Source organism: Virgibacillus alimentarius, assembly GCF_000709085.1.
In the GTDB taxonomy this organism is placed as follows: Bacteria; Bacillota; Bacilli; order Bacillales; family Amphibacillaceae; genus Virgibacillus_B; species Virgibacillus_B alimentarius.
In genome coordinates, this window is sequence record NZ_JFBD01000039.1 from 1 (window position 1) to 19,989 (window position 19,989).

Genomic DNA, 19,989 nt, shown 5'->3' on the forward strand with positions numbered 1-19,989 from the left:
TCAGTTGATCTGCATCCACAACCACAAGCTATCATCTATATTCTTGACATACTGGTTGTTTTGTTCAGTTTTCAAAGAGCAAATTGTTCTCCGCCGTTCAAAATGGCGACTTTATTAATATATCATTCTATCATTTTCATGTCAATAGGAATTTCAAAAAATCTTTTTCAAATCAACCTATCCGCTCATTACTTATTAAAATAGGCTAGCGAATTAAATTTTGACATATTTTATAATGATGAAAGAATGTTTATTCATTTTTTCTTTTTCGTAAATAACCACTGTTTTTAACAGCGGAATTCAATAATACAACCATCAAGAGAAATAGTCAACCACTTTTCTATTCCAAAATAACCCAAATCAAAAAACGATTGCACCATAAACATTCTTTCGAAGACTTGTACATTGGTTCCATTCGTTGAACTACTCCCACTTTCACTTTGTTTAAAAGTGGAAGATTCCTGCGAACACCAGTGTAACCATGGAGCAGGCTCCACCCGTAGTCCCTACGGTGATGGCGACAAATTTTGCACGGTGGATTACCACACATTCTACTTTAGCTTGGTTTTCGCAACTTCGCTACGTATGGGGTAATTATTGCTTGGATATGTTACGTACCAAAACATTTCTTGTCACAACCTCATATTTATCACCCCCTATTTTTGGCTATCCCTAGCACAAAATGGTAAAGGGAGTCTTCCCACCTGAAATGATAAATGCTAAATGATCGTGTTTCTTCCTTAATATTTTTAAAAACAAGAAACATTCGTCTAACTAAAACAATCAACCTGTGAAACTTGCAGAACTGACAGGCACCATCCCATTTATTTTTGAAATTTTTTCAATAATTGTTGACATTGATAATCATTCTCAATTATAATACAAACCAATGAGAATGATTATCATTATTAAATAGGAGGAGAAAAAGTGAAGAAAGTCTTAATCTTAATTATATTTTTAACGCTGTTATGCGCTTTGGCTGCATGCAGTCAGGAAAGTAACACGTCCACAGCAAAAGAGAAAGCCCAACAAACAGATGAAAAGCAAGAATCACAAACAAATACAATTGAAATTACCGATGCATCTGGGCAGAAGCTAACTTTTGAAGAAGCTCCAACATCCATTGCTACACTTGATTCTGGAGTACTCGATATTTTACAGGCACTGGATGCAAACCTAACTGGTCGCCCTACATCAAGCGGTCCGGCTGCTACAAAAAACGACAAAATCACAGAAATCGGCAACCCGCATCAGCCTAATTTCGAATTAATTGCAAAAGTAAACCCGGAAGTCTTGGTGGTCCCCATCAGCTTTAAGCAGTATGAAGATAAAATGAAGCAGCAAGGCATTCAACTGGTTTATACGAAAGCAAATTCCATCGAAGATATCCAGGATTCGATACATACATTTGGAACCTTGCTGGGGAAAGAAAAATCAGCGAAAAAAATCAATCAAAGCATTTCAGATAAGATTGACAAGATAAAAAACAGCGACGCTCCAAATGCTAGGACACTACTCGTATACGGGGCTCCGGGTACATATCTGGCAGCACTTCCAAGCTCCTTATCCGGTGATCTGCTTGAAAAAGCCGGTGGAAAAAATATTGCCGCCGATTTTCCAAAGGAAGAGAAATTTCCGCAATACGCCAGTATCAGTCCAGAAAAAATCATTAAGAAGAATCCTGAGATCATCATGCTAATCACCCACGGTGACCCAGAGGGAGTCAAGCAAGCATTTCAAAAAGAAATGAATCAAAATGCGACATGGAAAAACCTTGATGCAGTAAAAAATGATCGTGTCATTGTGCTTCCATCCCATTTATTCGGATCCAACCCCGGAACGAAGGTGGCAGAGGCACTGCAAATCATGCAAGAAAATCTCACTGAGGCGAACTAAAGATGGAAGTGATGGAGAATATCGTACAAAAAAACAGACATCCGCTCGCGAAAAAACGGACCATCGTCATCCTGACATGTGGCTTATTCCTAGTGGTTGCTTCTATCATGAGCCTAATGATTGGGCAAGTTTCATTTAGTTTGCAAGGCATATGGGATGGCATTTTTAGTAAAGAAGACTCATTGGCAAGGCGTATTGTGTGGGATTTGCGTTTTCCCCGTGTGTTAATTGGATTAATTGTAGGTATGTGCCTTGCTTCATCTGGTGCCATTCTTCAGGGGGTCATGCGCAATCCCCTTGCCGATCCGGGAATCATCGGTGTTTCATCTGGTGCTGGTATTGCTGCTACAGTCATCATGATTATTTTTCCGGCGTACATTGCGCTGGTACCACTTGCCGCTTTTTTAGGAGCGCTTATTACCGCGCTTCTCATTTACATCCTTTCGTGGAAGGGAGGAACTTCTCCGGTACGGATTATTCTTGTCGGAGTTACTATTAATGCTGTGATTGGCGCGGCTATGAGTGCACTCATGATTTTGTATAGTGATCGTGTCCAATCCGTGCTTCCTTGGCTAGCCGGGGGAATCGCAGGAGTAGGCTGGAATCAGTTTGAGATGATTATTTACTATGCCATCGCCGCCCTTCTTTTGGCAATTTACGGCATCAAGCATATTCGTATACTCCGGCTGGGAGATGAAATGGCAAAACTGCTTGGACATAATGTGGAGAGAACCCGTTTTTTCCTTATTATATTAAGTACCTTACTTGCAGGCATTGCGGTAAGTGTCGCAGGATTAATTGGCTTTGTGGGACTGGTGGTACCGCATATTCTTCGCATTATGATTGGCGGGGATCATAAGTACCTTCTTCCCGCTTCTGCGCTTGGAGGAGGATTGTTGGTCGTCCTTGCCGATACGATTGCCCGGAGTGCTTTTGAACCAATTGAAATACCTGTTGGAATTTTATTATCGTTCCTGGGAGGTCCATTTTTCTTATACATGATTCATAGAAGGAGGGATTCATTTGCTTCGCACTAAAGATGTTTCATTTGAACATTCTGTGTCATTTCAGCTGAATGGAGTAAATTTGAACATCAACCAAGGAGAGATTGTCAGTCTTGTAGGCCCCAATGGATCTGGGAAGTCTACATTGCTACGACTGATTTCCCGGTTAATCAAGCCGAAAGAAGGCGAAATCATTCTCGATGGCAGCGTGATCGATTCAATGAAAAGCAAGGATGTTGCCAAAAAGCTCGCCATGCTCCCGCAGATGCAAGAGCAACAATCGGATTTAACCGTACAGGAACTGATTGAATTTGGCAGATACCCACATCGCAAATCTCACAGCAGGCTGGCAAGGGAAGATGAGGAAATTATTCAATGGGCCATAGAGGTGACAAATCTAACCAATTACAAAAACCGGATGCTGCATTCCCTATCCGGTGGAGAAAGACAGCGCGCATGGATTGCCCTTGCTATTGCCCAGCGCCCAAAAATCCTGCTACTAGATGAACCGACTACCTTTCTTGATATTGCCCATCAACTCGATGTCATGGAATTGGTACAACAATTAAATAAGCAATTTGGCATGACGGTACTTATGGTTCTGCATGATATTAATCAAGCTGCCCGGTACAGTAACCGCCTCGTTGTGATGAAAAATGGCAACATTCATTATGATGGTATTCCACAGTGTGTCTTGTGTCGTGAGATGTTCCAATCGATATTTCAGATTGATGCAACGATTCATAAACAAAATGGAAATACATTTTTCACCCCATTAAAATTGTAAAAGGAGATGTCTATATGAAACGAGAACCATTAAATCCTGAATTAGTAAAAGATTATATTATTGCTGCTCATGGAAATTTTGAGGAAGTAAAACGGCTCATTGAGCAGGAGCCTGCATTAATTCACGCGGTTATCAATTGGAATAAAGATGATTGGGAGAGCGGTCTTGGCGCTGCCGCACATACAGGGAACCGCGACATCGTCGAGTGGCTCCTTGAGCGCGGTGCACGAATGGATATTTTCGCTGCAGCCATGCTCGGGGAACTCGCGATTGTAAAAGGAATGATTGACCGGCAGCCAAGCGCACTTCATGCAGCCGGTCCACACGGCATTCCGCTCATTCGTCATGCAGAAATGGGCGGAATGCCAGCCACGCCGGTGCTAGAATACCTGCAAAAACAATTCGCTAAGGAGGAAATCATATGACAATGATCAAAGCAGTAAACACACTACGTATAAAAAAAGGAAGGACAGAAGAAATCCTTGCACGATTTAAAACACCTAAATCCGTACATACCTTTGAAGGGTTTGTTTTCATGGAAGTACTAAAGAAAGAAAATACAACGGACGATGAGGAGTTGCAAATCTGCACCACATGGAAAAGTCAAGCTTATTTTGATGCCTGGAGAGAAAGCAGAGCATCTGAAAAAGCCCATGCAGCAAAAAAGAAACAAGAGCAAAAATCAGAAGATAGCCCTATTCTTGGCTCCGAGCTTTCCATGTTCGAAGTCAGTATCCAACACGAACCAGCCGAATAAAAAACATGAAAATAAAGCAGCCATTCCCTTCTTGGATGGCTGCTTTGTTTCATTACTTATTCGAAAACGTTCAGGAAATGACAGGCATTCCTCTAAAGCAACGAGGCATCACGACCATTTTTTCTTTTTGTGGACGCTTATACATCCTTTTATCCTTTTACTGACATAAATTAATAGAGATAGCGCTAATTAGTTTTATAAAAAGGAGAGCTATTATGGATGAATCTAAACAGTATAAGCAATATGGTGAGTCGAAAGAGAAACCGGAGGAATGTGTAAAAGACGTTATAAGAAGAATTGTGAAAGTACAGGAGGAAGCGGAAGATCGTTGTGCGACAAGCTGTGAAAATTCGATTCGCCAATTACGAAAACCAAGTGCCGTTAATCCAAGTCATACCACAATTCCATTTATCCTTTATTGCGCTGACACGTGCAAGCCGTTCATGGGAAGTGGTGTATTTCAGGCTCCATTAGATAAGAAAGAGGATACCTTCTTTGGCAGTATCGAAACACCTATCTTTCGTGCAAAACGATTTGTAAAAGGCAGTGACAACTGTCTTCAGTTGGAATTGTTATTGCCAGTTACAGAATCACGTGACATTTTAATGCCAGAACTAGAGGATGACAGCGGTACGATTGCTCCATTTTTTCCGTCAGATGACCTCGTAATTGATTTCCAGGCAACGGGCATTTGCATCATCGTCAACCTAGACCATTTTCTAGGTATCACATGCCTGGATCCGATCACGCCAATACCATTTGAAGAAGCTCCTGAATCCCACAATACAGACTAAATTTCACAGAATAGATCCATCGCTTTCTTGAGGATTTGCATAGGCACATCTAGCCTTTTCTTAGCGTCTCCTAAGCCATAACGAAATCATTAAGACATTTCAGTGGGGGCTAAAGAAAGTCCCCCCTCAACTCTAGAAAAGTTCTTCTTTGTATGTGAAAAATTACAATCATTGAAGGAAGGAGGTTTACGATTGAAAGATATAACTGCTGTCCTCATGCCCTATTCCAGCAAGGCAATTCTTAATAAAGCGATCTTCTCATTAAAAAAAATCAACGCTAGAATCAAATCTGTTATCGTCCTGCAGGATCCAAATACCTCTTCCATCAGCATGTCTGAACATGATTGGCTGGATGAAATCAAACCCATTCCGGTCAATGGAAAGGATATAGGCGAAACAATTAATCATACCATCCAACCAATCGATAGTACGTATCTATTATTTCTTCAGGATAACGAATACCTCTCTCCTGCTGTACATGTGAATTCCCTCAATCTTGCTACAAAGCAAGTTTTAGAAACGCCCCATCATCAACCATTGCTCGTTAGGACTTCCTTTTTAAGAAAGCATAAACTACTCTCTCGTCTACAAGTACCATTTAAGGAGGCACTTTTTCCTGCCTGGCTTTCCAACGTGGATCGTTCCCTGATCACTTTTGAAGAGGGACTCATCAAACAAGCAAGAAAAAGTAATTCCACAAACACCATCCATAAGCAAAAAATGATCCAAAAATATCAGCTAGAAAATCAGGTGGAGCCACGATCCCCGACCGTGTCCCTACTTCTTTCCAATTATAATATGGAAAATTACGTAGAAATCGCAGTTGCCTCTTGCCTCTTGCAAAACGCGCAGCCGGATCAATTATTAATCATGGATGACGGATCAAGCGATCATTCCTATCACCAGCTACAAAAATGGCGGGACGGAGAAAAAGTACAGGTATTCCATAAAAAAAACGGAGGAAAAGCACGGGCTTTAAATCAGTTGCTGCCTTATGTTACATCTGACTTTATCTTAGAACTTGATGCAGATGACTGGCTTGATCCGGATGCTATCTCGGTCATAAAAAAACAATTATCTGATCTACCGGAGGATATTGTATTATTATATGGGAATTTAAAAAAGTGGAAGCAAGCAAAGGGCGACCTTCTCTTTAAAAGGATTGCAATGGGGAAGAAAGTAAAAGATAGAGCCGAATTGCTGGCTTATCGATTTCCACTTGGGCCGAGAATTTACCGGACCTCTTCTTTAAAAAAGATCGGGGGATTTCCGGTAATTGCATTTGAAAATGGAAGACTATATGAAGACGTGAGTGTGCTAAACCGTTTAATCAGAGACTGGCAGTTTCTATACTGCGATTTCACGGTTTATAATGTAAGGGAACATGAGAACAGCATTACGAAAAACAATCTTGCCAACTGGAAGGCATTTTTAAAGACACTCAAATAGGGAATTTTCTACCGGGGGGGCAGAAAATTCCCTTCTTTTATAATGGAAGGCCGTTTCGCGACTTGGGGTGATTCTCGCATGAATGGAACAGGTTATTGCGCGACTTGGACGACCAACTGTCGCTCGACCTGACCAGCTTTTGGTGCGGGTGGATCTTACTGCTTGATTCGCAAAAAACAGAAAGTTTTCTGTCCCTGCAGAAAACTCCAACTTAGCTGTTTTCTCCATTGTTTTCTATAAATTTATTCACCGTTGCAATGATGTGATTTTGGTTTTCATACGTTAACATCGGAAAGATAGGAAGTCCGAGTATCCGCTCAGACGCTTTTTCTGCAACTGGAAAGTCACCCTTCTTATAAGATAGATAGTGGAAAGCTTTCTGCAGGTGGAGGGGGACGGGGTAATAAATTGCGGAGGCAATTCCAGTATTTTTTAATTCTAAAGCAAGCTCATCTCTCCTGTCCAATTCAATGCAATATTGATGAAATGTGTGTTCACGACCTGTCGCTACATATGGTTTCTTCAGGGATGGGTGCAGATTTTCGGTGTATTTTCTCGCAATCTCTTTTCGGTTATGCAAGAAAACATCCAGATAATATAATTTCACAAGTAAAATTGCTGCTTGAAGTTCATCGAGCCTGCTGTTCATCCCGATGGAATCGTGACAATATTTCGTTTCGCTACCATGGTTTCTTAACTTCTTTATCCGCTCATCAACCTTTTTATGATTAGTTGTCACCATGCCAGCGTCTCCAAATGCTCCGAGGTTTTTGGACGGAAAGAAGGAGAAACAGCCAATATCACCGATTGCCCCGGTTCTTTTCCCGTCTGCTTCTGTTCCAATCGCTTGGCATGCGTCTTCGATGATCCACAAATGATGGGCTTTTGCGATTTTCATGATTTCTTTCATATTCGCAGCTTTCCCGTACAAATGAACGACGATGACTGCTTTTGTGTTTGGAGTAATCGCTTCTTCGAGTTTAAAAGGGTCCATATTATACGTTTCTTCTTCAATATCAACGAAAACTGGCTTTGCTCCTACTTGTGCAATTGTCTCTCCTGTAGCAAAAAATGTGAATGGGGTTGTGATCACTTCATCACCCGGCCCGACGTTCAGTGAAGCAAGGGACAACTGTAGTGCATCTGTTCCGTTTGCGACACCGATCCCATAGGAAGCTCCAACATAGCCTGCTACCATTTCTTCGAGTTTTTTTCCTTTTTCCCCCAGTATATAGTCCCCGCTATCTAAGACTTCGGTAATTTCCTCTAACAGAGGGGTTCGAATTAATCTTAATTCTTCCTTCAAATCTACCATAGGTATCCTGTCTGGCATTTTTTCATCTCCTTTATTCCCCGATACCTTCATATTTTATGCCAAGTCGGGTTATTTCTTCTTTATTTAATTTATTTCTCCCATCAAGGACGAGCTTGCAATTACGAAAATTTTCAAAATCAATCGTGCTGTATTCCTCATGAAATGCCTGCAGGATAACGATATCGACTTCAGACACAAATGATCCCTGAAGAGATAGGGAGTCAGCTCCATATTTTTGTACTTCACTTTCCGCGAAGTGCGGATCATTGACAAATACATTAGCTTTTTTCTCCTGAAGCTGCTCCATTAACAACAGTGTCGTTGATTTGGTCGCCTCTTTCACGTTACCTCGATAAGATAATCCTAGTATAAGGACATTTTTATCCTTTAACGTCCCAATCCTATCTTCCACCTTCCCTATTGCATAAGCGGCCATCCCGTCATTCATCCGTCTCGCTATAGGGGTTAGACCGCGATCCAGACCTTTATGAATAAAAAAGTATGGATAGATGGGGATGCAGTGGCCGCCCACACCGATGCCTGGCGCGTGAATATGAGAATAAGGCTGACTATTGCTTGCGGTGATAACTTCAGAAATGGAAATGCCTTTTGTTTCTGCAAACTTAGCGAATTCATTAGCGAGTGCAATATTCACGTCTCTGTAAACACATTCTGCAACTTTCGAGAATTCGGCGGTTTCTAAAGAACTGACTTCAATCAATTCACAGCCGATTGCTTTTTTATAAAATGTAGAAGCTAGTTCCAAGCTTTTCTCATCCAGTCCCCCAACAACTTTTGGGTAATTCGCTAAGTCCTGGATGATTTGGTTAGAATAAACTCTTTCAGGGCTGTATGCGAGATGAAAATCTTCTCCTAATTTCAGTCTGGAAACTTCTTCTATTTTCCTCCCGAATCGATTTCTCGTATCCCCCGGTGATAATGTCGTTTCAAAAATGACGAGGGAGCCTTGTTTGATTCCTTTTGCTATAGCTTCAACAGCCTGATCCATCCATTGATAGTCGATGTTATTTTGTATATCAACAAACACAGGAACAATTACAATGATAATTTCTGACTTTGCTACTGCATCCGCTGTCAGGCTAGTAGCTGATAATGTTTGATTTTGATGTGCTTGTAAGACGAGCTGATCCAGCTTTGGTTCATTTTTGATAGGCGATTTTCCTTGATTCACAGCTGTTACGACATCTTCGTTTATGTCTGCACCGAACACATTGTATCCATTATTGGCGAAAACGGCAGCTAATGTCAGTCCTATCTTTCCGAGTCCGACTACAGCTGCATTCGGCTGCGATGTACGTTGGTCTATCAACCTATTCCACCTCTTTTCTGCAGTTAGTAAGTTGATTCTATTACAATTTATGCTAGTGAGATCGAAATGATTGTACATCAAACTATCCAATCCATAAAAAACACTTTTATCCCGTGATAACGCCTTTTTTACAATTGTTTATAAACGGCAAAAAGCTTTTTTTCCATGTGCCCCCAGCTGTACGTAGTTTCCATAGCCTTTCGTGCACTTCGCCCCATTTCCATCACACGCTCTCTATTTGCATGCAAAAAAGAGATGGCTTCAGCATAATCTCGCGCAGTCGCTTGCAGCTTGCTTACAACATGTCCGCACCCGTAGCGCTGAATAAAGCTTTCCATATCTTTGCATTGATTGACTAACACAGGGACTCCATTATTTAAATAACTAAAAAATTTATTTGGCATGGCGAACCGATTGTTTAAGGAATGAAAAGCATCTAAATCCACCCACCCCATATCAGCGTCCCGCATGACACCCGGAATAGATTCATAGTTCACCCAACCGGTAAAAATCACTTTATCTTTTAAATGAGCTGGGATAGAAAGGCAGGTGCTTTACTCGAAACTTTTTCTCCGCCGATCATTTTGACTTTGAGATTCAGATTAAATTCTTGCTGACATAAGTCCAGTACATCCATTAATTTATGAAAACTTCCCCTTTTTGGACTAATGTTTCCTTCATATGCCAGCAAGAAGTCTGCGTCCGTTCCCTGTTTCAATTCGCGAGGATATGCTAATGGAGGTGAATTGTAAATGACTTCGACTTGGAGTTTTGGATTGATGGAAAGGTACCACGCTTTGATGGAATTAGATACGGTAATGACATAATCCACTTCGTTTAACATCTGCTCTAGTATTTGCGTTTTGATGTTTTTCGTTTTTTGAGCTTCATAACTTAGTGGATCAGGTTCCAGTTCATGGCTATCATAGATTAACTTGACCTGCTTTCCCTTTTCCGTAAGAGCACGCTTGACGCCGACCCCGGAATAAAGCGAAAAGAATTCATGCGCATGATAAATATCCGCTTCCTCAGCTATCCCCAGTGCTGTCAATGGATCCGTAAAACGCTCAGCGGTACCGGACTGCATGTTATAAAGCAGTGTTTTGATGTTTTTTTGCGGACAGATCTGTTCATATGTAACTACTTTAATTCCTTCATGGATAAATGTCTGCTTTTGAAAACAGTCCGTAAAAACACTGCCATCAACATCAAATAGATTTCCATTTTTTCGAGGGACAATCATTGTCATCTTATATCCTTGTTTCAGCAGGCTTTTTGCTTCTTTTTTAAAAATACGTGCATCAAGAAAGGGATGTTCCGACACTAAAAAACAAACATGCTCACCCATCTTTTCCCCCTCCTCTTCTGTAGGTCATATTCGTCCTTATCGAATTTATATTTAAAAAACAGAAAAAGAAGAACCAGAAAAGGTCCATAACGAATAGAATAGATTAATGATTTCATAGAAAGGAGAAAAAAATGAAAATCTTAACAGTTGTTGGAGCACGACCACAATTTATCAAGGCATGTATGATTTCTGATGTTTTAAAAACACGCGCAAACGCCGATGAAGTGATCGTACACACTGGACAGCATTACGATGATAATATGTCTTCCGTTTTTTTCAAACAACTAGAACTCCCAAAGCCAGATCATTACCTCGGGGTGGGTTCCGCATCGCCTGGAAAACAAATCGGCAGGATGCTGGAGAAACTCGAGCGTATCATGGTTTCCGTTCGTCCAGACATTGTCCTTGTATATGGAGATACCAATTCAACATTGGCAGGTAGTTTTGCAGCGGCGAATCTCCACATCCCCATAGCACATGTAGAAGCAGGGCTTCGAAGTTTTAATAAAAAAATGCCGGAAGAGCGAAACCGAATTCTTACAGACCATCTCTCCGACTGGCTATTTTGCCCAACTCCGGCAGCGGTGAAAAATTTAGGGCGGGAAGGAATCCATCGTGGCGTATACCAGACAGGAGATATTATGTATGACGTGCTCCTTCACTTTAAATCACGAGCACTCCAGCAATCAAACATCTTAAAGGAGTTGTCTCTTTCACCAAAGCACTACGATCTTACAACTATACACAGGGCTGAAAACACAGACGATCCCGGGCGCCTGAAAGCCATTTTGAAGGCGCTGCAGCAACTTAAAAGGAAGGTTGTCTTTCCTCTTCATCCAAGAACAAAACAAAAAATACAAGCATTTGGATTAACGCACATGATCAACCACCCTTCGATAAAAACGACAAAGCCCCTCCGTTACTTTGATCTGATCACCATTGCTTCAGAAGCAAATACGATTTTAACAGACTCCGGGGGTTTGCAAAAAGAATCATACATGCTAAAGGTGCCTTGTGTGACGTTAAGAGATGAAACCGAATGGACAGAAACAGTTGAAACCGGCTGGAATCACTTGGCAGGAGCGGATCCAAAAAAAATCATCCATACCGTTCAGGCACTAAAAATCCCGCAGGTGCATCCGCCTCTTTTCGGTGACGGAAAAACGGCTGAAAAAATCTGTACTATTTTGGAAAGAAGTTAGGGGAGAAGGTTGAGAATAGGAAGAGATCGGGTGTGCTACCTAAGATTGGATCATATTTTTCTCTTAGGATGAGCGTAGTTGCTCGATTTTAGGTGATTTGGTCATCAGAGCGCTGATTAGTGGCCATCTCTGCCTGTTTTAATATTTTTTAGACATCAAAACGCATATAGATGACCAATTTTCACGAAGCCGCCTAAGCAAAGGGAGAGGGTCTCCCCCTCCCACACTATAATTGTTTATAAATATCAATATAATCATCAATCACTTCAGCCGCGATATGGTGGTGTTTAATATACGCTCTTCCTTTCACCCCAAGTTCTTTCCACTGGGCTGGATTTTGTATTAATTTTTTTAAAACAGACTTAATCGTGTTAGGATGAGCGTTCACAATCGGAAAATCTTTTGGATACGCATCCACCAAGTCTTCCCTGATATAGCAAATCACCGGTTTCCCAAGTGCCATGGCTTCGGTGCTCAGATACCCAGAGGCGCCAATGCGCAGCTGATCAATGACGATATCTGCCTTTGATAATAGGTTCATCGTTTCCTGATGATCCATCCCTTCGATTAATCGAAAATCAAATGAAATACCTTCTTTTTTCAACTTTTCAACGGCACTAAGAACAAATTCAGTGCCTTTTAAATCGCGTTTTGTCGGGGCATGAAGAACGAGAGGAGTTGATTTGAATGGAGGATAATTTGGCTGAAGTTCGTTGTGGTCAACAATATGTGGGATGACGTGTGTATGATTATAATAATCCTTTACATACGTTTTTAATTCTTCATCCTGAACGATCGCATGATCCACATACGCTGATAGTTTCGATAAGCTTTTCTTTATTTTTCCCTCAGTCCATTCTGGTTTAACACGGACGTAAGGATTTCGCTCTTTTGCAACAGATAACATGCGCACGTCCGACCCGTGATGATGGACAACCATTTTCTTTCCCGCCCGCTTCAATCTCTCCAGGTCCCTTTTATCTGAAAAGAAAGTTCCGCCAAAATGAAAGTGGAAAATATCGTATTCGTGTATGGCCTTATCCAAATATTTTTTAATTTCCTTTTCCCTGAGATGTTTCGGGATGTTTTGCAAATGCAGGCATACATCAGATTCGAAATTGTAACGATTTTCGTAAAAATGGCATACGGAAGAAGTAATCCCCTTCAAGCGCAGTGCACGGGATAAAGTAATCACCGGCAGCCCCCCTTCAGGAATATGCAATACTCGCAATTGGTTTCTCCCCCCCCTTTCCTTTAGTCATTTTTCAAGCTGTTGATAAACATACAGCAAGCGCTCCTCCATTTTTTCCCATGAATAAAGTCTTTCCATTACCTGACGAGCATTCTGACTCATCCGCTTCAACCGCTGTTTATCTTGCTGCAAAGAAAGCAAAGCATCCGCATAATCGGCAGGTGTAGCTTCTTTTTTTCCGATGACAAATCCACATTGATGCTTGCGGATAAATGCTTCCATCGCATGACTTTGATTCACGATAACTGGCAGACCATTATTCAAATAGCTAAAAAATTTATTTGGTAGGGAATAAGCGAGATTCAGGGACTGCTCCACGTCTTCCAAATCAATCCAACCAACGTCAGCATCTTTCATATGGGCTGGGATGGTGTGATAATCGACCCATCCATTTAATTTGATCACATCCTCAAGATGATGTGGAATCTCCAATGAATCACCGAACCGACTTCCTCCAATCACTTTAAACCGGAAATTGAATTTTTTAAAGCAGATGTCGGAAATGCCAATCATTTTTTCCCTACTGCCTTTCTTTCCTTCCATATTTCCTTCATAACAGACTGTTAGACCATCAGTATCATATGCTTTGGGTTTATAACTTCTAGCAAGCGGTGGTGAATTATAAATGATTTCGACCGGTAGATCTGGTTTATGCGATAAATACCAGGATTTAATCGATTCGGAAACCGTAATGACATAATCCACTTCGTCCAGCATTAAAAAAAGCTTCTCCTGCAAATTTTTTCTGTGTTCTTCTGTGTAGCTAGGGGATAATGGATCAGGTATCAATTCATGGCTATCATAAATTAATTTTACGTCCTTTCCTTTTCTTTTCTTCATCAGGCGCTTGATGCCGATGCCTGCAAAAAGAGACAGGTATTCATGGGTATGGTAAATATCCGCGTCTTGCTTCATCGCAAGCTGTGTTAAAGGGTTATTAAATCCTTGATTTTCCCACACCACCTCATCATTTAAAACTTTGTTCAATGGCGTTCTAGCACTCTCCGAATGGTAAGTGATGATTTTAATGCCTTCATGCGTAAAAATTTTATGCCGAAAACGACCCTTGATTGGTGTACCGTCAATATCAAATAAATGTCCCTTTTTTCTTGGAACAATCATCGTGACATCGTATCCCATTTTTTGTAAGCTTTTTGCTTCTTTCTTAAAGATTCTCGCATCCAAAAATGGATGATAAGCAACAACCATACATATTTTTTTAGCCAAATCAATTCCCTCCTTTCCCCTGAGAAAAAATAAATCGTGTTCGGCTGTTTCTATTTTATTTTCCTAGCAGGAATCCCTGCAGCAGTGATGTTATCTTCCATATCTTTGGTCACAACAGCTCCTGCACCGATAATCGTGTTTTGACCAATTGTAATACCTGGAAGAAGAGAAGCATTATTTCCTATTTTCGCTCCTTGTTTAATATATGGTCCGTTTAAAGAAAATGCTTGTGCACCCATGTATTTATCATTCGACATTGACACACATGGACCAATAAAAACATCATCCTCAAGTGTCGTATCCCCTGTTACGTAAGCGAGCGTCTGAATGGTACAGCCCTTGCCTATTTTTGTATTTAATTCAACGATAGATGCTCTTCCAACCACCGATTCCTCTTCAACCGATACATTTTCCCTAATACTTGCATGATCACCAACAAACACATTTTTCCCAAGTTTCGTACCAGCATAGATGGAGGTCACGTGGCCAATTCGACTCCCTTCTTCAATCACAAGCTCCATGTCCTTTTTAGATGTTTTTCGCATTCTTGCACTCCCGCCCGGTTGGATGCCTAGCACACATTGTGAGCCAATCGTGACATGATCCCCTATTTTCGTGCCTGCTAGAATGGTTGTATGATGACCGATCACCACATTCTTCCCAATGTTTACGTTTTCTTCAATCACTACATGCTGTCCCAGTTTTGCACTTTGCGGAATGTTCGACAAGCTAAAATCTCCTTTCATTTTTGAGTATTCGCTCCAGTTTTTTTACAAGCTGCTTTCCTCGCAGGCCAATCGTATGCTCCTTGTGAACAAAATGGTATCCCTGCTCAGCAATCTTTTGCCGCTGTGCCCTATTCTCTAAATAATAAGCCGCTTTTTCTTTAAAGTTATATTCATCAATCGGTACGAAATGATATCCCGGTATAAAACCAAGATCCTCCAGTTCACGGAAAGTCGGGGCAAGCAGGAGTGTCTTGCAAGCTAGTACTTCAAAATATTTGGCAACTGGATAATAAAGAACAGACGGACTCGTAAAAAAAATAGCCGCCCGGTTAATTTCTTTCGCGTACCTTGTACCGATAAAAAGCCGCTTCTCTTCTTTTTCCCGAAACGTCCGGTAACCCGGATGCGGATGATACGTGAACTTCGAATCTCCTTTATACGTCTTAATAATTTTCTGCCTCAGCGGGTAGAAATCATTCGCCGCCCCCATCATTAGGAGATCGATTTCCTTTTTCAGCCCGTAATCTTGATATAAATCAGGGTGAATAAAATGAGGCAGCCACTGCATTTTATGTTCGAATTCCGGATACGTTTCGATAAATTTGCCACGAACAACGGGGAAAATATAAGGGATCTTATTTTTATGAATATAGTTTCTGCGCAGACTAGTAAAACGGTGAACATCATTCACAAAGAGTCCTGAAGGAATAGCCACATTGCCGAGTCCTTTTATCATGGGCGACATTCTATTCCCTATGTCATTTAGCAGCAAGATAAAATCTGGCTGATACGGGATTTGTTTCAATATCCAATCAATATGACCGCCCCTCCTCCAAACCATCACATTTAGCCTCGTCGCAAGTTCCTGCTCGAGGAAGTAAAAATTTTTATCCAGCCCCTTTGATGTATCCTCAGCAATAAACAATAGATTCATCCATCGTTCACCTCTTTTTCTTCTATTTGTCTATTGTACAAACGCCAAATTTGCGTTTTCGTTATGGTAGTCCATCTTCGTTTGCCAACTGGCGCATAGGATACATTAGTAATTTGAAAAAGTGAGGAGAATATATATGAAAGTCGGTGTGATTGGAACAGGAAATATGGGAGAAAATCATGTGCGAACCTACCTTTCGATGCCTGACGCTTGCCAGCTAATCGGTATCTATGACAACGACAAAAAAAGGAGCAATCACATTGCTAAAAAATACAACGTCAAACCGTTTCAATCGGTCGATGAGCTTCTGCAAACCGTTGACGCTGTCAGCATTGCTGTGCCAACGGAATTTCACTATGAAGTCGGTTTAGCCTGTATAAGACGTAACGTACACATGTTAATGGAAAAACCAATCACAAGCACAATCGCTCAAGCAAAAGATTTACTTCATAAAGCAAGTAAAGCGGGAGTGAAACTGCAAATGGGACATATTGAATTATTTAATCCGTTCATTCAGTACCTTAGAAAAGAATTAGAACATGAAAAAATTGTTGGCGTCATTTTCAAACGGTTAAGTCCCGGTGACGAAAAAATGAAACAGGTGGACGTTGTAAAAGATTTAATGATCCATGACCTCTATATTTTACATGCGCTTCTGCAAGATAACACGTTCGAATTTTATGCACTTGGAGAAGTCAACGAGAACACCCCTAAACACGCTGTTGTCATTACGAAATCCTCACAAGGGGTTACAGCGCAACTCACTGCGAGTTTTAAATCGAAAAAAAAAATTAAGGGACATTCAAATTCTTACAGAAAATGCTTTTATCGAAGCAGATATTTTAAACCGAAAAATCAAAATAACACGCCCTTTTATCGAGCATACAAATAACATCCCGGTTCCGGTAACCCATACGATTAAGATCGATCCATCTCTCCAGCCGCTAAGCGTAGAATTACTTGATTTTATCCAATGCGCTAAATCCAAAGCGGAACCTAGCGTTTCAGGCGAAGAGGGATTAAAAGCACTTATCCTCAGCAATGAAGTTAGTGAGCACATTCGTAACCAGAACAATAATGGTTGATCCGGGGTATCTTCTAAACGGGATACCCCTCCCATGGCTTACAATAGGACAGGCATTCGATTCGTATTCATTGATTATCTATATGTGCCTTCCATTCATTTTATTTTATTTTTTTATTTCCAGTGGTTATCTTCATCTTTCCTATCCAAAAAAATACCCCGGCTTCATAGCAGGGTATAGCAAAATCCGCATTCTCCCCTTTTTTATTTTATGCTGCTACTGGAAAGCGAACAAAGTTGATTGCATCGACGGAAACATACATTTTTACATTATCCCCATAACCACTAGTAACCTCAATAACTAGAACCAGATTTGGAGTAACCGTTGAGAGAATTCCTTCTATTAAGTTATTATCCGTCGCTACCTCAACACTTGAACCAAGACGCTTGGCCAACTCATCTGCAAACGTATTTTCAAACATAACAATCCCTCCTCCTTTACGCTTCACTGACTAATTCAATATTTTCTATTCTAACCAGTGCTTGGGCTCCAGTATCTTCAATGACAACAATATAATCGTCTCTTACCGCAATCAAAGTTCCACTTACAATACCAAAAGGAGTCGTAATCTCCACCTGTTCATTCACTAAAGTCAACAGCAACTCCCTCATTGTCTCAGGAGTTCCTGGAGGTGTTCCCGGTCCGGGTGTATCTGGTGCAGAGTGCCCAGTTTGAATGCCACCTAAATCTACTTCCGGAAAATCAATCGAAAAATCTGCGTTATAACGATTCGCCATAAAATTTTGCGACATTTGGTTCATTAAATTCATTAGTCTCCTTTGACGCTCTGTACGTGCCAATTTATTCATTCCTTTCTTTAATCATTTTTTAACTTCCCCAGCTTATGCATAGGGGAAACCCGCAAAAAGCCCTTGAACCCTTCCTTAAACCCATCCTGAAAATCAGTGAACCGGCTGACTACTGGTTCTTTACTCTGGCGCAGTCGATACTTCATATGGTCTGGTTGATGTTGTGTTTGCTTTGTTTGGTATTTTCCCGCCTTTGGTTGATGATCCCCGATTCCATGCATTTACTGGATTCCGCGAACGATTGATTATAGAATATCCAGACTAGCTACTATCGCAACAAGAATTTGAAGCAGTAATTGGATGCTAATTGCTACATCTGTATCCATTGTAGTGACTTCTACATTTTTTGAGTTCTCTATAATCGTTTTTTGGCGATTTCCTTGCTTTGTCTGTATCTTTTCTTTCAGTCTTTGCGTGATTTTGTCAACCTGTGCAGAATCACCAAGGCTTATGCGTAGAACTACTTCGATTGCAACCTGTAAAGCAAGTTGTAAGGAGACAGCTACTTGCGTATCCGTGGATGTCACATCAATGCATTCTGAATCCTTAATGACAACCCATTCCGTGGATTCCTGGACATTGGATACAGATTGTTTTGCCTCTTGTAGGGAATCATTTTGTTCCTCTTTGTCATAATAGTCTAAAGCACGCCATTTTTTAGGTTTCGGCTGACAAGTTGAACAAGAGCGAGAATCGCAAGTCTGATCACATTTATACGCTGGGTTATCATAGAAATATCTATCATTATTGTTAAAGGAGGGAATAGAGTTGTATCGTCTATATGATGTCATAGCAACACTCCTTTCTTTTGGTTATAGAATACTATATTAATTTTTTTGGATATAAGATTGTACACATATATTGGGATATATAAAAATAAAGAAAAAACCTATTAGCAGGGTCCGGCATGTAGTCGTTTACAGACTCATTTATGTACACATATTTTTTGCTTGTATCCTATCCTACTTGCAACTAATCTATCATCTATTTAGTTGATCTACCTGGGTTGTTTTTTCTAGCCTGTAAGAAAAACTGCGACCTCAGTTTAGGTCGAATCATGATGCCTACACTCCCTGAATATTGTCGAATAAAAAACCACTTATTCCCATGCTATTCGTATGGAAACAAATGGTTCTGATACACAGGACTATTCACGGATACAATCTTTTTCCCAAATATCTGCAAATCCAACTACCACAAAATATCGAAAAATCCTAAATTACGAGTCAGCGATCACGCTTTTGTTTTCTTAAAGGATCATCTTTTCCTGAATGTTCATCCACATCCATCTCTTCGGCAAATTCCGTTTGTAGCTTACCCATTGCTCCGTAGTCCTCGCTATCTTCTTTACCTCTAAAGTTCGTAAAGACATCCAAAATATAGATGTGGATGATAGCCTCTGCACATGCCGTAAAAAAAGCAGCTGCAAGTGCTATAAGGAGGAGTGGTCCACCTCCTACAATGAAAAGACTGCCCAGTAGCCAATAACTAACGAACGCCAATCCAAAATCCGCAATGGAAGCAGCTACATTTCCAAATCTGCGCAGGATAAACATGTCGCCTATCAAATAGGAGATAATTGTTGTCAGCAAACTGATCAAGACCAAATTTCCAAGACCAACATCATTAAAAATCCCAAATAATGATAAGACCGTAATTGAAATAGTAATAAATTTAATACCTAAAATCTTTACGTGATCCATACCAATCAACTCATCCTTTCATGAATTTGTATTTAGTATGAACACGTTTTGTTAAATTATGTAGTTGAATTTGTCCATTGTTCGGGAGTACCTGTCCCTTCTTAAATGATGGTTTTAGTCAGTTATTGCGCGAGTTTATTGAGTTGTTGCGCGACTTTCTGCTGTTATCGCTCGAGTTTCCTGCCTTGTTGCTCGAGTTGCTCTGCCTTATTGCGCGAGTTTCATGCCTTGTCGCTCGAGTTCCTGCTGTTATCGCTCGAGTTTCCTGCCTTGTTGCTCGAGTTTCCTGCTGTTATCGCTCGAGTTTCCTGCCTTGTTGCGCGAGTTTCTGCTGTTATCGCTCGAGTTCTCTGCCTTGTTGCTCGAGTT

At 40.8% G+C, this 19,989-nt stretch carries 23 protein-coding genes; 10 read left to right on the forward strand and 13 right to left on the reverse strand.

Features of this window, described 5'->3' with window-relative positions:
* From GZ63_RS18315 to GZ63_RS0106755, 8 genes are all read left to right on the forward strand, one after another.
* Positions 1-204, forward strand: a 204-nt coding sequence (locus GZ63_RS18315; protein ID WP_038221025.1) for a hypothetical protein, incomplete at its 5' end; no start/stop codon positions are given.
* A 723-nt stretch (positions 205-927) separates the two neighbouring features.
* Entirely contained in the window at positions 928-1,896 is a 969-nt protein-coding gene (locus GZ63_RS0106725; protein WP_029268105.1) for an ABC transporter substrate-binding protein, read from the forward strand.
* Between the two features lie 11 nt (positions 1,897-1,907).
* Positions 1,908-2,933: a FecCD family ABC transporter permease gene (locus tag GZ63_RS0106730; protein ID WP_404814835.1), complete on the forward strand. Its 1,026-nt coding sequence runs from the start codon at positions 1,908-1,910 to the stop codon at positions 2,931-2,933.
* On the forward strand, positions 2,920-3,687 hold the full coding sequence (locus GZ63_RS0106735) for an ABC transporter ATP-binding protein (RefSeq protein WP_029268109.1): 768 nt from the start codon (positions 2,920-2,922) through the stop codon (positions 3,685-3,687). Before GZ63_RS0106730 ends, GZ63_RS0106735 begins: the two co-directional genes overlap by 14 nt.
* Positions 3,688-3,701: 14 nt before the next feature.
* Positions 3,702-4,112, forward strand: a complete 411-nt coding sequence (locus GZ63_RS0106740) for an ankyrin repeat domain-containing protein (RefSeq protein WP_029268110.1) — start codon at positions 3,702-3,704, stop codon at positions 4,110-4,112.
* Complete coding sequence (locus GZ63_RS0106745) at positions 4,109-4,444, forward strand: antibiotic biosynthesis monooxygenase (RefSeq protein WP_084179060.1); 336 nt, start codon at positions 4,109-4,111, stop codon at positions 4,442-4,444. Before GZ63_RS0106740 ends, GZ63_RS0106745 begins: the two co-directional genes overlap by 4 nt.
* 215 nt (positions 4,445-4,659) lie before the next feature.
* Complete coding sequence (locus GZ63_RS17075) at positions 4,660-5,238, forward strand: CotY/CotZ family spore coat protein (protein ID WP_051681415.1); 579 nt, start codon at positions 4,660-4,662, stop codon at positions 5,236-5,238.
* A 192-nt stretch (positions 5,239-5,430) separates the two neighbouring features.
* Positions 5,431-6,687: a glycosyltransferase family 2 protein gene (locus GZ63_RS0106755; protein WP_029268118.1), complete on the forward strand. Its 1,257-nt coding sequence runs from the start codon at positions 5,431-5,433 to the stop codon at positions 6,685-6,687.
* A 211-nt stretch (positions 6,688-6,898) separates the two neighbouring features.
* On the opposite strand, the gene GZ63_RS0106760 is transcribed toward GZ63_RS0106755, so the two are convergent.
* The 4 genes from GZ63_RS0106760 to GZ63_RS0106775 form a co-directional block, all read right to left on the reverse strand.
* Positions 6,899-8,020, reverse strand: coding sequence for a DegT/DnrJ/EryC1/StrS family aminotransferase (locus GZ63_RS0106760; RefSeq protein ID WP_029268120.1), 1,122 nt, complete (start codon positions 8,018-8,020; stop codon positions 6,899-6,901).
* Between the two features lie 13 nt (positions 8,021-8,033).
* Complete coding sequence (locus GZ63_RS0106765) at positions 8,034-9,332, reverse strand: nucleotide sugar dehydrogenase (protein ID WP_226374318.1); 1,299 nt, start codon at positions 9,330-9,332, stop codon at positions 8,034-8,036.
* A gap of 128 nt (positions 9,333-9,460) precedes the next feature.
* The gene (locus GZ63_RS0106770) at positions 9,461-9,829 is read right to left on the reverse strand and encodes a glycosyltransferase family protein (RefSeq protein ID WP_156947691.1); all 369 of its coding nucleotides are present in this window, start codon (positions 9,827-9,829) and stop codon (positions 9,461-9,463) included.
* A 26-nt stretch (positions 9,830-9,855) separates the two neighbouring features.
* On the reverse strand, positions 9,856-10,680 hold the full coding sequence (locus tag GZ63_RS0106775; protein WP_029268126.1) for a glycosyltransferase: 825 nt from the start codon (positions 10,678-10,680) through the stop codon (positions 9,856-9,858).
* 131 nt (positions 10,681-10,811) lie between these two features.
* On the opposite strand from GZ63_RS0106775, the gene wecB reads away from it, so the two are divergent.
* Positions 10,812-11,882, forward strand: a complete 1,071-nt coding sequence (gene wecB, locus GZ63_RS0106780) for a non-hydrolyzing UDP-N-acetylglucosamine 2-epimerase (protein WP_029268127.1) — start codon at positions 10,812-10,814, stop codon at positions 11,880-11,882.
* 226 nt (positions 11,883-12,108) lie between these two features.
* Here wecB and GZ63_RS0106785 read toward each other — a convergent pair whose 3' ends face one another.
* Genes GZ63_RS0106785 through GZ63_RS0106800 form a run of 4 tightly spaced genes read right to left on the reverse strand, consistent with a single transcriptional unit; the run spans position 12,109 to position 16,023 of the window.
* Entirely contained in the window at positions 12,109-13,113 is a 1,005-nt protein-coding gene (locus GZ63_RS0106785; protein WP_029268129.1) for a glycosyltransferase, read from the reverse strand.
* A 27-nt stretch (positions 13,114-13,140) separates the two neighbouring features.
* Entirely contained in the window at positions 13,141-14,361 is a 1,221-nt protein-coding gene (locus GZ63_RS0106790) for a glycosyltransferase (protein WP_226374320.1), read from the reverse strand.
* 50 nt (positions 14,362-14,411) lie between these two features.
* Positions 14,412-15,089 carry an acyltransferase gene (locus GZ63_RS0106795; RefSeq protein ID WP_404814836.1) on the reverse strand — a complete coding sequence of 226 codons (678 nt, stop codon included), beginning with the start codon at positions 15,087-15,089 and terminating at the stop codon, positions 14,412-14,414.
* A gap of 1 nt (position 15,090) precedes the next feature.
* Positions 15,091-16,023 (reverse strand): glycosyltransferase, encoded by a 933-nt coding sequence (locus GZ63_RS0106800; RefSeq protein WP_029268135.1) that lies wholly within the window; start codon positions 16,021-16,023, stop codon positions 15,091-15,093.
* A 136-nt stretch (positions 16,024-16,159) separates the two neighbouring features.
* Between GZ63_RS0106800 and GZ63_RS16495 the strand changes: the two genes are divergently transcribed.
* Positions 16,160-16,915: a Gfo/Idh/MocA family protein gene (locus tag GZ63_RS16495; RefSeq protein ID WP_051681416.1), complete on the forward strand. Its 756-nt coding sequence runs from the start codon at positions 16,160-16,162 to the stop codon at positions 16,913-16,915.
* Between the two features lie 401 nt (positions 16,916-17,316).
* Here GZ63_RS16495 and GZ63_RS0106810 read toward each other — a convergent pair whose 3' ends face one another.
* The 5 genes from GZ63_RS0106810 to GZ63_RS17080 form a co-directional block, all read right to left on the reverse strand.
* The gene (locus tag GZ63_RS0106810) at positions 17,317-17,529 is read right to left on the reverse strand and encodes a hypothetical protein (RefSeq protein ID WP_029268137.1); all 213 of its coding nucleotides are present in this window, start codon (positions 17,527-17,529) and stop codon (positions 17,317-17,319) included.
* A 16-nt stretch (positions 17,530-17,545) separates the two neighbouring features.
* Positions 17,546-17,908 carry a DUF2642 domain-containing protein gene (locus GZ63_RS0106815; RefSeq protein WP_029268139.1) on the reverse strand — a complete coding sequence of 121 codons (363 nt, stop codon included), beginning with the start codon at positions 17,906-17,908 and terminating at the stop codon, positions 17,546-17,548.
* A gap of 17 nt (positions 17,909-17,925) precedes the next feature.
* Positions 17,926-18,138: a hypothetical protein gene (locus GZ63_RS0106820; RefSeq protein ID WP_029268142.1), complete on the reverse strand. Its 213-nt coding sequence runs from the start codon at positions 18,136-18,138 to the stop codon at positions 17,926-17,928.
* Positions 18,139-18,162: 24 nt separating this feature from the next.
* Complete coding sequence (locus tag GZ63_RS0106825) at positions 18,163-18,708, reverse strand: spore coat protein (RefSeq protein WP_084179069.1); 546 nt, start codon at positions 18,706-18,708, stop codon at positions 18,163-18,165.
* Between the two features lie 435 nt (positions 18,709-19,143).
* A complete protein-coding gene (locus GZ63_RS17080; RefSeq protein ID WP_051681418.1) occupies positions 19,144-19,620 on the reverse strand; it encodes a YndM family protein in 477 nt (158 codons plus the stop codon).
* Positions 19,621-19,989: the final 369 nt, after the last annotated feature.